The following is a 12,383-nucleotide window of genomic DNA, read 5'->3' on the forward strand; positions in this document are numbered from 1 at the left end:
TCTAAAGCCAGTTAGCTCCGCGGGGGATATATTTTCCGGGAATATCTTTTGTAAAAAAATCTTTCTTTGGTGCGAACCAATTGTAATAAATGATGTGGCGAAGGGCAGCCACTCCGTCTTTCCAAGTGATTTTTTTGCCTTCCAGATAGTTTCTAGGATAATAAGAAATCGGAAATTCCTGAACTCTGACTTTCAATCTTCCGACTTTTGCAGTCACTTCCGGTTCGAACCCAAAACGTTTCGAATCCAAACGAATGTTCTTGATGATCTCCGCTTTGAAAACTTTATAACAAGTTTCCATATCGGTAAGATAAAGCCCGCTTAAAAAATTCGACAGAATGGTCAGGAAACGATTGATCAGATAATGAAATGTGCGATGGACTTGCCTGCCGTCCTTTTTGAAACGGGAACCGAACACCACGTCCGCTTTTCCTAAAGCTACAGGTTCAATCAACATAGGAATCTCTTCCATATCATATTCAAAATCGGCATCCTGAACAATGATGATCTCTCCCTTGGCAGCTTGGATGCCTTTTTGTAAGGCAGCACCTTTGCCCTGATTTTTTTCTTGGAAAATCAATTGGTGTTGAGAACGAAAAGAAAACTGTTTTAAGATAGTTCTGGATTCGTCTTTAGAACAATCGTCAATGAACACCAATTCTTTCGCGGTGGGGATTTTTAAAGCATCGACCTTCTCTAAAAATTCCAACAAATGACCCGCTTCGTTATAGATGGGAATGATGAGTGAAGTAGTAATTAAATTCGATTTGGGTGATTTTGTAGTTTTTTTTATTTCAGATGAAGCCATGGTTATTACTAATTTAGTGTTTGCTATATATCGTCAATGGTTTAACAAAGAATCTCTGGACAAAGAGGGAAAGTTTCAAATACTAATCTTTGTAAACGATGAAATCCTCCCTTCCCCAAATCAGTGTCATTGCCCCTTTTTATAACGAAGAAACCGGAGCAAAAGAATTTTTTTTAAGAGTGGAATCCGTTCTTTCCAAACTCCCTTACTCGTACGAAATCATCGCAATCAATGACGGAAGTCGTGACAACACTTTCCCGATTTTACTTTCGGAACAAAAAAGAAACCCTAAAATAAAGCTGCTGAATTTTTCCAGGAACTTCGGAAAAGAAGCCGCACTTTCGGCCGGACTCGCTTACAGCAGCGGAGATATGATCATTCCCATCGATTCCGATTTGCAAGACCCTCCGGAAATCATCCCGGATATGATTCAAAAATGGAAAGAAGGTTATGAAGTTATTTACGCAAAACGAAAGGAAAGGGCCGGAGAAACTTGGTTCAAAAAATTGACTGCGAATTTTTTTTACAAAAGCATCAGCTACATGAGTGACGTGGATATACCGAGAGATGTGGGAGATTTTCGCCTAATCGACCGTAAGGTGGTTGATGCGATCAATAGCCTGGGAGAGAGAAACAGATTTATGAAGGGGATCTTCGCTTGGGTGGGATTCAAACATACTTTCATCGAATATGACAGAGACGCCAGGTTTGAAGGAAATACGAAGTGGAATTATTGGAAGTTGTGGAATTTTGCTTTGGATGGAATTCTGATGTTTAGCACGATACCCCTCAAGATATGGAGTTATATCGGATTTGCGGTTTCGGGATTCGCTTTTTTTTATCTGATCTTTCGGATCGTTCGGGTTTTGATTCGAGGGATAGATGTTCCTGGATACGATTCTACGATCGTAATCGTACTTTTTTTAGGCGGGATTCAGCTGATAGGAATCGGTGTTTTGGGTGAGTACATAGCGAGAGTGTTTCACGAAGTGAAACAAAGGCCGGTCTATTTGGTGAGTGAAACGATCGGTTTCAAAACGGATTCGAAGCCGAAAAAAAGAAAATAAATCTATTTCCTTTTCATTACATAAAGAATGGGAATTCCCATTCTTTCCACAGTATGAATGATTTCACCGTGGTATTCTTTATGCAGATCGAACACTCTGGTTGTTAATAAATAATCGGAAGACTCATCTCTTTTTACAAAAAGGAATTTTTGTCTGCCGGAATGTTTCATTCGATCGAAATGATCGATCTTCTCCATACTCTCCTCTGTAAATAAATTCGCTTTTGTGCGGGAGCTTGCAAACTGCCTGTATTCCAATTCCGATTGATAAAACTCTTGTTTGTTGAAATAATAATCCGACTGGCTTGCCGTAGCGGAATTGGCGACTCTTACCTGTCTCGAATCATCCTTCAAATGATCTTTCAGCCAAAGACTCCCCTCTTTGATACTTGTCGCCCAATAGTCCGAGTCGAATTTTTTCCAACCCTCTTCCATTCCCGAACTAAACGTACGGTTGAAATAAACATACTCGTAAGGATGCATCCTATACATAATGAAAAATACATCTAACATCGAAATGGCGACAAGGACTAAAGATAAAATTCGCAGTCTTTTACCAAGCTGGTCCGTGAGATCTGAAAAAACTTTCGCTAAGATGCAAATGATCGGCGGGATCACAAAAAATACCTGTCTATATCCGTTGTATAAAACTGGCTTTTTGATTATAATGATAAGAAGAGCACCTAGCCCGGCGCCTACCAATACCAGAAAACCTGTGTCCATCTTCAGGTTCCGAAAATATTCTTTTTTAAACAGAATCAAATAAACCAGTATGCCGATGCTAATGACACAAATCAGAAATAGATAATCCGGCAGAGTGTAAGCAAAAAAGGTAGGGAGATATTTTCTTCCGATTTCAGGGGCTTTTATTTTTTCTCCTGCAAACATCACAGCACCTGCCCAGGGAAATTGAGACATGGTTTTGAAAGTTTGAATCGCATTCAAGACAGGCGATTTCAATAAATAGGGCCAGAAAAGAAGAGCGGTCGTATAGGAAATCAGAAAGAATTGTAATCCCTTGCCGATCCATACTTTCAAATTTTCCTTTAAATCGGAGTCTTTGCGATAAAGAAATACAATCAGGAACAATCCGAAAAGAGGCAGGAGTAAAATTCCTAAAATCCGAACCCCAATGGCAAAGCCGGTAAAGACCGAAAATAAAAGAAAGTCGATAAACTTAGGAGACTTCTGCTTAGTATAACGAATGAAAAAATAAACAGCACCTATATAAAAACTGGAAAAGGGAATGTCTTTAGGATTAAAAAATATATGACCCGTGTATTCGGGAATTCCCAAAAGAAAAAGACATGCGAAAAGCCCTACTCGCCTGGAAAAAGAAATTTCACATACTTTGTATACGAAATAAAATCCGAGAAGTCCGATCCATCCGTTGAAAAAATGTCTTACTTCGTAAATGGAATTCGATTTGAATAAATATAAAATCGAATTTGTAAATATTTGCGAAATCACATCATAGAATCCGCCGTAATAGAAAAGATCTATATAAGATACTGAAACCGGATTTTTACCGAAAGACAAATAGTAATCAATGATAAAGTTACCGTAATTTTTATGAAACGTTTCATCATATGAGATTCCATAATCAGGAGCTAACAAAAAAGCTACCGGCAAAGAAATAATCAAAAATACGATAAAAGGATATCTTGAAATAAAACGCATTAAGGATAGTATTTGCTTCATTGGTATTCGTATTCCGATATAGGAACTTCGCGTAACAATGGTAAGCCTTTTTTAAAACGAATCATATCTTCCGCCGCTTGTTTTTCCATATTCAATCTGCAATCATAAGAACAAGATCCCATATGTTGGGTCAGAATCACATTGTCCAGAGAAATAAAATCTCCGTTATACGGTTCTTTTTCAAAAACGTCCAATGCAGCACCCGCGATTTTGCCCTGCTTCAGAGATTCGTACAAATCTTTTTCATTCACAAGTTCTCCGCGCGCCGTATTGATAAGAAATGATTCCGGTTTAAAAAATTTCAAACTCTCTTTATTGATAAGTTCTTTAGTCAGTTTATAAGCGGGGACATGCAAACTGATCACGTCCGATCTGGAATAAATTTCTTCTTTCGATGCAAAATGAATATCGAGTCCCAAGTCCGCGAGAGATTGCATTTCCGAAACGATATCCTTCTTATCATTTACAAGTATTTTGGGACCGAAAGGCAAAAGAAGCCGTGCCACGTTTTTTCCCACTCTGCCGAATCCTATAAGCCCAATGACGGACTCCCCGATTCTTTTTCCGAAATGACGGACCCACTTCCCGTTCCGAATCTCCCGATCGGCAAGCCCCACTCTACGGGTTAAACTCAAAATAAGTCCGATTGTAAGTTCTGCTACCGCCATAGTAACCGCATCAGGCGTATAACAGACCTTAATGTTTTTTTCTTTGCACTTCCATAAATCCACACTGTCAAGCCCTATCCCAACTCTGGAGATCAACTTCAGCCTGGAAGCCCCGGAAATCAATTCGCCCAGATCTTCCGTCCCTGCAATCAACCCGTCGCAATCGGATGCGAATTCAGCTATTTCGTACTTGGAAAGTTTACGGGAATGGGGATTGTATATAACTTCCAATCCCTCTTCTTCTTTCAGCAAATTACGAGGACTGGGGTCTACTTTGCCGAAAGGGAATGTAGATACAAAAATCTTAAAGGGTTTCATAATCGTTTTCTTTTCTCAATCATTTTCAAATAAAAACATTGTTAAAACAATCCATTTTCGTTTTTCTTACAAATAGAACTTGAATGAAGATCTCCATTATAACAGCTGTTTATAACAGAAAAGACACAATCCGTCAATGCATTGAGTCCGTTCTTGCCCAAAAAAATATAACGATCGAATACATCATAGTAGACGGCGGATCGAAAGACGGAACAAAGGAAATTATAGAATCCTACGGAAACAAGATTCAAAAATTTATCTCAGAACCGGACAAAGGGATTTATGATGCGTTGAATAAAGGGTTCCGTGCCGCGACGGGAGATGTGATCGGGCTACTTCATTCGGATGACAGATTTGCGGACGATTTAGTTCTCGCTAGGATTGCGGAAACATTTTCAAAAGAGGATATCGATGCGGTTTTTGCGGATATTATTTTTGTAAATTCAACCGGCAAATTAATTCGCAGATACAAATCCGGTAATTTCAAACCTAACGATTTTGCTTATGGAAAAATGCCGGCCCATCCCAGTTTTTATGCAAAGAAAGAAATATACGATCGTTTGGGATTATTCGACGTAAATTTCAAAATTGCCGCCGACTTTGAATTACTTGCCCGCTTTTTTAAAGCAAACATCCGTTATAAATACATTCCTGAAACTTGGGTGGTTATGCAAACCGGAGGGGAAAGTACGAAAAGTATCAAAAGCAATCTGCTTATCAATAGGGAAATCAAAGAAGCCTGCGACGAACTAGGGATCAAAACAAACTATTTCAAAATCTATTCCAAATATTTTACAAAACTCTTTGAGTTTATCGTTTAAAGAAAGATATTGGCAAAACCTGGCTCTAGGCTTGCGAAATCGAAAGGTTCATTCTCTATACAACAAAATCGGCATCATCTTATCAAATAGCGGATCAGTCAGTAACGTGTGCAGCCGAACCGCATCAGGATAAGGCAATTCCACTACCGGAGTCTTTGCAAGAAGAAACGGCAAGGAAGAACCTTTCTCTTTTACTTCCATTCGTTTTGCAGTAACCAATACAGATAACATCTTCTCCCTTTGCAAAAACAAACCCGCCCTTTCAAAAAAGCCATCCCTTATAATCCGATGGGCAAAAACAGCGGTTAGTATCAGGAAACTAAGATTGGCAAACAAAACGATCTTTCTTCGATTTACCAGGTTCACAAAGACAAAAAACGAAAACAAAGGACCAAGAAATAAAATATCCAAATAACGATTTGCGATGCTTACTTCCGAACCGCCACCCCTTGCATACACAAGCAATAGAATTTGAGCATAGATCCAAATTTGCAAACTGATCAGATATTGAATGCGCAACTCTTTCAATTTTTCTCTTTTAAAAACCAAGAGGATAAAAAACAAAATGAATGTGAATCCGTGAATCAAATATCCCAAGCCCATTTTATTCACACCCGGCCAACGCAAATAAAACAATAATGAATTCAAATAGGAATGATAATCGGAAGCATGAAGTCCTTCATGGCCCGATGGCAATTTTGTAAAAAATATTTCAGAGATAAATAATAATAAAAATGAGGCTGAGATAAGGGCGGTTTTCTTTTTATTTTCAGAAAGACCGAAAATGATTTTCAAACAGGAAACGGTAAATATGACAAAGGCTACCAATGCTCCGCTTGCTATGTTAAAAAAAGCGAATACGGAAAATACGAAAGCTAATAAAATGGATTTGGAATTTGATTCTCCCAAAGAGAAATAATAGAGGGAGATAACGGAAAACAAAATCATAAAGTAAAATTGACTTTGAAATCCCCACAACATATTTTCCGTTCCTAAAGGAGCGGCAAAATATATTGCAATACCCAAACACGCCGGATAAGAACGATTGACAATAGTCTGAGCAAAAAAACCTGCGATCGCCGCAGGAATCATTGCCTGGATCTGCATCACAATTACAGTGCTCCAATAACCGTTTAACAAAAAAATAGCGATACTCAGGACTCTTGTAAAAAAAATACGATGTTCATTATGTTGGGAAATCAAATGCAATGGATTATAATTGCCACGTAAAATCGGCAAATAAATGGAATCCGCTTCACCATCCCACTGATCCCAGAAAGGAACATCCACGCCATACAGGCCGATCCAGATCAACCGAGCGGACCAAACCAGAAAGAAGACTGTTAAGAATGTTTGAAACTTCTGAATTTTTTTCTTCAAATGAAAGAAGGTCATTTTATATCCGATTTCTCCGCCAAAAGATCATCAAGAATGAGCAATCTCTCAAACCAAATCTTAAGTAGTGTAGCAAGATATCTTCTGCCCATAGCGCGAAGTTTTAGATTGGACTGACCCCACTTTCTTCCGTACCAGTTGATAGGAATGGATGCGATTTTATAATCGCGGATCAATGCGGAAAGAGAAAGCTCGATTGTAATATTAAAATGACAGGCATGTAAGGGATGTATGTTTTTAATAACGGAAGCCCTGTATGCTTTGAATGCATTCGTTAAATCATTATGCCGGGTCAAAAACAATAATTGTAAAAAAGAATTCACGATTCTATTTACATAATATTTCACTATGGGATATTCTTTTACAACGGATCCGTTTCGGAAACGACTTCCGAATACACAATCATACCCTTCCTGTATTTTATTATAGTATCTGACTATATCTTCCGGGTCATCAGATAAATCCGCCATTACGATAACAACTACATCGCCAGTAAAATTTTCCAATCCGGTCCGAATCGCTCTTCCGAATCCTCCGGGTGCTGTTCTCGAAACCAGTTTGACTTCAGGATATGATTTTTGTAATTCCTTTACTTTCTCCGGAGTTTTATCCTTACTATTATCATTTACGATCACGATCTCAAAAGGGATCTTGTCCTGTTTTAAAAAAGGAACGATCTGAGAAACGGTAGGAATGATATTTTCCTCTTCATTATAAGCGGGAATGATAATGCTGAGTTTATCTTTCTTAATCATGATTAAATCCGCAAAGAAGTGGCATCGTAAATCTGAACAAGGATATCGTTTAAGTCGTAATTGTATTTCCAATCGGGATAATGTTTTTGAAATTTGCGGACATCACTGATGTACCAAATATGATCTCCAATTCGATTGTCTTCCATGTAAGTATAGTTCATTTTTTTGCCGGTTATTTTTTCACATTGTTCTATCGCTTCCATCATGGAACAATTGGAATGTCTGCTTCCTCCAGCATTATAAACTTCTCCTGCCTTGGGATTTTTAAAAAAATGATAAAACATATTTACCAAATCATAACTATGAATATTATCCCGAACTTGTTTGCCTTTATATCCGAATACGTTATAATGCTGACCGGTGATTGCACACTTCATCAGATATGCAAGGAACCCATGTAATGCGGTGCCGGAATGGCCCGGCCCTGTCAAACATCCGCCTCTGAAGATACCTGTTCTTATCCCGAAGTATTTTCCATATTCCTGGACCATTACATCGGCTGCTACTTTTGAACTGCCGAACAGGGAATGTTTCGTTTGATCGATGCTCATGGATTCGTCGATCCCGTATTGAAAGAAAGAATGTTTTTCATCAATCTCCCAGCGTTTTTCTTTTTCCACTAACGGTAAGTAGTTGGGGGTGTCACCGTAAACCTTGTTGGTGGAAGTGAAGATGAAAACCGATTTGGGAGAATAAAGCCTGACCGCCTCAAGCAGAACGAGAGTCCCGTTCGCATTGACGGTAAAATCCTTAAACGGATCCTTAGCGGCCCAATCATGAGATGGTTGCGCCGCGGTATGAATCACAAGTTCGATATCATCATTATATTCTTTAAAAATGGGAAAAATTGATTCCTGATTTCGAATGTCGACCGAATAATGTTTGTAATTCGGAATGGATTCCTCCAATTGTTTTCTTTGCCAATGAGTTGATGCTTCTTCTCCGAAAAAATCCTTACGCATATCATTGTCGATTCCGACGATCTGATATCCCTTGTTTGCAAAAAATCGGACGGACTCCGCACCGATTAAACCTGCTGATCCTGTTATGATTACTACACCCATTTTACTTACCTTTATAATATATTAGCCAAAATCAAAGAGTTTTCTTGAATCCATACATGGATTTCCTTCAAAATCGTTTCGGGGTCATACTTCGGTTGCCAACCGAAAGTATTTTTTACTTTAGTGCAATCGGAAAGATAAATTCGAATATCCGCCTGCCTGTCTTCAAGAACGGAATCAATTTCAATTTTGTTTCCTGTGATTCTCTGGCAGATTTCAGTGAGTTCCAAAAGACTTACACTTACTTTCCTACCCCCGCCTACATTGAAAGTTTGGCCGTCACTCAAATCCCAGTTGCCAAGTTGTAATTTAAGTAACGAATAAAGATCTTCCACATGAAGCAAATCCCTCACTTGTTTTCCCTTTCCACCGTACCCGAAGTATTTCAAACTTCTTTTATAGATATGAGAAGCTAACCAAAAGACAACGACACCTTGGTCGATTTTTCCCATTTGCCAAGGACCGGTAAGAACACCGCATCGATTGATAAGAGTCCTTAAACCGTAAGTATCTCCGTATTCCTGAATGATCAATTCGGAAGCGAGTTTTGTACTTCCGTAAAGAGATCTAGGTTTATCCAATGGGAACGATTCGGAAATTCCAAGCGGACCAACTCCGCTTAATTCCTGTTTATCGGTCCATTCGAAACGAGTTTCCGATTCTTTCCATTCAGCTTGATTCAAAGATTCAATCGGATAAACTCTACTAGTTGAAAAAAATACGAAATCTGATCTGTCCCTTCTCGCCAATTCCAAACAGTTCAAAGTTCCGATTAAATTGGTTTGAATGAGATAATCGGGAGAACTATTGATACCCGCCATAACCGAAGGCTCCGCAGAACATTCCAAAATCAAATCAATCTTAGGAAGTGCCAGCAGATCCTCCTTAATTCTGATATCTCCATGAAAGAACTCAATGGATTTGGAGCGTAATCTTGAAATATTTAATTCGGAACCTCTTCTTTTGAGATTGTCAAAGGAGATGATTTTATCATTCGGATTTTCTTCTTTCCAACGCAAAGCCAAATGTGATCCGAGAAATCCGGCGCCACCGGTAACTAAAACTGTTTTCATTTATTTTTTACCAAAATCATATCTATTCTTTTTAATATCTCCGCTTCCGATATCGATGTCAAACAAGGAATCTCTTCACATCCGTATCGTCCACCTTTTCGAAAACAGGGCATACAATCGGGGGGATTCGCAGAAATAATAAATTCGGATTTAGGAGAATAAGGACCGTAAATCTTAGGGTCTGTCGCACCATGAATACTTAAGACAGGTAGATCCAATGCTGCGGCAATATGACCTATCCCGGAATCATTTGTAAGTACAAGTGAATATTGACTCAACTCACTGACTAAATTAACAATGGAAAGATTTTCCTTTAACTGAAAAAAAGGAGTATTCCTTATGACTGAAAAATCGGCTAACAGGTCTTCTTCGCCAGGACCGATATCAACCGTAACGGAACGCCCACTCCGAATCAGTTCTTTTATAATGGTTATGTATTTCGCGGCAGGATACCGTTTGAATTTGAATTTCGGGTCACATCCCGGATGAATCCAGATTTTATCCACGGATCCGGTTTCAGCAATTAAAGAGTTCTGTTTGGGTAGAAAAGGTTGATATTTATCCTTATCCCCTCCCAAATATTCAATGATTGATTTATTTTTTTCAACCGAATGAATATTTGAACGTACTCCTACATATCCTCTGATTCCGAAGGTATTCGAATCGCTGACAATGCATAATTTTTTAAAGCGAATTAGAAAACTTGCAAATAACGATTTGTAAAAATTAATCCCTGAAGAAAAAATAACGAGATCGAATTTAATATGAATTAAACCGAAAGCTATTTTAAAAAAATCAAATGGCCTTGTTCTAACATTAAAAACTTCAGTCGCATCCCAACAATCATACATATCGGTGATTTGTTTGGTGCCTGGAGTACCCAATATCAGATGAAAACTGGATTGCGGAAATTTTTCCTTTAAAAAGGAAATCACCGGAGAGAAAAAAACAAAATCGCCGATTCCGGAAGTATGAACAATCAGTATCTTCATTTTACAGGATGATTTTTCCATCTTCCCGTTTTCCCAAGCATACCGTCCAAAATTCCGGCAAAAATAGCGGAACGAACTTTAGCGCTTCTTTTTCGGATCAAAACAATATTGATCGCTAAACGAGTGATAATTGAAAATAAAATATAGAATATATAAACAGGCAAAGACAGATAGTCTATCGCAAGTAAAATCCGATTTCTTGTAATATAATAAAAAGCTAAAAAATTTCCCGAACCTCCTCCGCTTTGGGAATGTTTATGATAGATAATCAGATTTGTATCTAACTCGGAATGATATCCCAATTGTTTCGCCTTTAAACCCAGTTCAAGATCTTCACAATACAAGAAAAGCTTTCCATCGAAAAGAGTTTTTCTTTCCGAGATTAGATCTTTATATATGAAATTGTTTATAACTAAGCTAGAACCTTCGCAATAAGAGGTGTCCCATTTTTCATTCGGTGAAATTTTCTTTGTTTTGGAATACTGAACTCCGAAAATAGTCAAAGGGAAGGATGCGCCGGAAAACAATAATTTGTCTCCAGTTTCGTCAAAAACCAAAGAGCCCACCAAACGATCATTTAATTCCAGCCTGGTATGTATGTAATTCATCGTCGATTCCGGGATTGTGATGTCCGTATTCAAAACCCAAAAATGATTTTTCGGAAACCGCCTAAATGCATGATCTGCAATCAAATTGATTCCGCCGGCGAAACCGAGATTCTCGTCACTTTCTATCAGATGAAAGAAATCGTTTTGATTGAGTCCATTTTTCCGAAGTCCGTCCTTGAGGATTTTTTTCTCCGTATCACTCGAACCGTTTTCCAATAAGAACAATTGCCAATCATTTGCGATGACATAAGGCATTACGAGATCAACAAACTTTAATGTGAGTTCGGCGGTATTCCAATGAACAGTAAGCAGAGAGAAACGATTCAATATTTCACCAATTTACGTAGTAAGCTCAAAAAAGGAATCTTTCGGAAAATTCTTTGATGCCGAAAAAGAGCATCTTCCTTTTCCTTGATCACTTTCAAATATCTATTGAGTAGAAATTCGTCCTTATATTTATAACTAATCGTTTTGATTTCAGGATTTAAATACAAATACGTCGGCAATAATCTTTCTAAAAAAAACGGTAAAAAGGATGCTTCGTAAATGTATGAGGTTTTCTTTTTTATGTGCTTCCGAATCTGAGGATTCGTCTCAACGATGGAAACGATTTCCCTTAAAAAGATAAGATACGATTTCCAAAACGCTCCCGAACCTGCAAAGTAATTGCAATAAAGCTGTCTTTCCTTCTCCAATCGAATCTGATTCAAATCCACCTTATACTTCGAAAGATCGAAAACGGTTTGAGAAATCTTCAAAAGTCCCGGGTGAACATTCTCCCCTTGTATCCAAGGGTTATCATACAAATGAATCAGTTCGGGATAAGGGTTTGCCAAGTATACGTCATGTTTGGGATTCGAATTTAGAAATTGGAAAAAATCATTTCCAGTTAGACCTGTTTTCTCTCCGAACTTCCATGATACTGCACCGTAAAAATCAGCGTCAACTAACTCCGATTCACGAAACAGATTAAAAAAAACTTCCGTTTCATAGAGTTGCCTGTCATTTTTACTTTGATTGAAATACGGGATAAACCCGTCCAAAAGAGAAGACCTTTGGTCTTCATGGAAATAAATCTGATGTATCTTTATTTGCAAAACGAAACCGGCCTATG

At 38.2% G+C, this 12,383-nt stretch carries 12 protein-coding genes; 2 read left to right on the plus strand and 10 right to left on the minus strand.

The window, feature by feature from the left end:
• Window position 1: 1 nt before the first annotated feature.
• Complete coding sequence (locus DI077_RS10545) at window positions 2-808, minus strand: glycosyltransferase family 2 protein (protein ID WP_109019426.1); 807 nt, start codon at window positions 806-808, stop codon at window positions 2-4.
• Between the two features lie 98 nt (window positions 809-906).
• Here DI077_RS10545 and DI077_RS10550 point away from each other — a divergent pair, with 98 nt between their 5' ends.
• The gene (locus tag DI077_RS10550) at window positions 907-1,875 is read left to right on the plus strand and encodes a glycosyltransferase family 2 protein (RefSeq protein WP_109019425.1); all 969 of its coding nucleotides are present in this window, start codon (window positions 907-909) and stop codon (window positions 1,873-1,875) included.
• A 2-nt stretch (window positions 1,876-1,877) separates the two neighbouring features.
• Here the strand turns inward: DI077_RS10550 and DI077_RS10555 are convergent, their stop codons facing one another.
• Both DI077_RS10555 and DI077_RS10560 read right to left on the minus strand, forming a co-directional pair.
• Window positions 1,878-3,575 (minus strand): glycosyltransferase family 39 protein, encoded by a 1,698-nt coding sequence (locus tag DI077_RS10555; RefSeq protein WP_109019424.1) that lies wholly within the window; start codon window positions 3,573-3,575, stop codon window positions 1,878-1,880.
• Window positions 3,572-4,561, minus strand: a complete 990-nt coding sequence (locus tag DI077_RS10560; protein ID WP_109019423.1) for a phosphoglycerate dehydrogenase — start codon at window positions 4,559-4,561, stop codon at window positions 3,572-3,574. Before DI077_RS10560 ends, DI077_RS10555 begins: the two co-directional genes overlap by 4 nt.
• An 83-nt stretch (window positions 4,562-4,644) precedes the next feature.
• Here DI077_RS10560 and DI077_RS10565 point away from each other — a divergent pair, with 83 nt between their 5' ends.
• Window positions 4,645-5,382 (plus strand): glycosyltransferase family 2 protein, encoded by a 738-nt coding sequence (locus tag DI077_RS10565; protein WP_109019422.1) that lies wholly within the window; start codon window positions 4,645-4,647, stop codon window positions 5,380-5,382.
• Window positions 5,383-5,430: 48 nt separating this feature from the next.
• Here DI077_RS10565 and DI077_RS10570 read toward each other — a convergent pair whose 3' ends face one another.
• Genes DI077_RS10570 through DI077_RS10600 form a run of 7 tightly spaced genes read right to left on the minus strand, consistent with a single transcriptional unit; the run spans window position 5,431 to window position 12,366 of the window.
• Window positions 5,431-6,777: a hypothetical protein gene (locus DI077_RS10570; RefSeq protein ID WP_109019421.1), complete on the minus strand. Its 1,347-nt coding sequence runs from the start codon at window positions 6,775-6,777 to the stop codon at window positions 5,431-5,433.
• The gene (locus DI077_RS10575; RefSeq protein WP_109019420.1) at window positions 6,774-7,532 is read right to left on the minus strand and encodes a glycosyltransferase family 2 protein; all 759 of its coding nucleotides are present in this window, start codon (window positions 7,530-7,532) and stop codon (window positions 6,774-6,776) included. The genes DI077_RS10570 and DI077_RS10575 overlap by 4 nt, the downstream gene beginning before the upstream one ends.
• A 2-nt stretch (window positions 7,533-7,534) precedes the next feature.
• The gene (locus DI077_RS10580) at window positions 7,535-8,596 is read right to left on the minus strand and encodes an NAD-dependent epimerase/dehydratase family protein (RefSeq protein ID WP_109019419.1); all 1,062 of its coding nucleotides are present in this window, start codon (window positions 8,594-8,596) and stop codon (window positions 7,535-7,537) included.
• Window positions 8,597-8,607: 11 nt separating this feature from the next.
• The gene (locus DI077_RS10585) at window positions 8,608-9,669 is read right to left on the minus strand and encodes an NAD-dependent epimerase/dehydratase family protein (protein WP_109019418.1); all 1,062 of its coding nucleotides are present in this window, start codon (window positions 9,667-9,669) and stop codon (window positions 8,608-8,610) included.
• On the minus strand, window positions 9,666-10,661 hold the full coding sequence (locus tag DI077_RS10590) for a glycosyltransferase family 9 protein (protein WP_242935164.1): 996 nt from the start codon (window positions 10,659-10,661) through the stop codon (window positions 9,666-9,668). The genes DI077_RS10585 and DI077_RS10590 overlap by 4 nt, the downstream gene beginning before the upstream one ends.
• The gene (locus DI077_RS10595) at window positions 10,658-11,596 is read right to left on the minus strand and encodes a glycosyltransferase family 2 protein (RefSeq protein WP_109019416.1); all 939 of its coding nucleotides are present in this window, start codon (window positions 11,594-11,596) and stop codon (window positions 10,658-10,660) included. The genes DI077_RS10590 and DI077_RS10595 overlap by 4 nt, the downstream gene beginning before the upstream one ends.
• Window positions 11,593-12,366: a hypothetical protein gene (locus DI077_RS10600; protein WP_135354860.1), complete on the minus strand. Its 774-nt coding sequence runs from the start codon at window positions 12,364-12,366 to the stop codon at window positions 11,593-11,595. Before DI077_RS10600 ends, DI077_RS10595 begins: the two co-directional genes overlap by 4 nt.
• Window positions 12,367-12,383: the final 17 nt, after the last annotated feature.

Source organism: Leptospira kobayashii (assembly GCF_003114835.2).
GTDB lineage: Bacteria > Spirochaetota > Leptospiria > Leptospirales > Leptospiraceae > Leptospira_A > Leptospira_A kobayashii.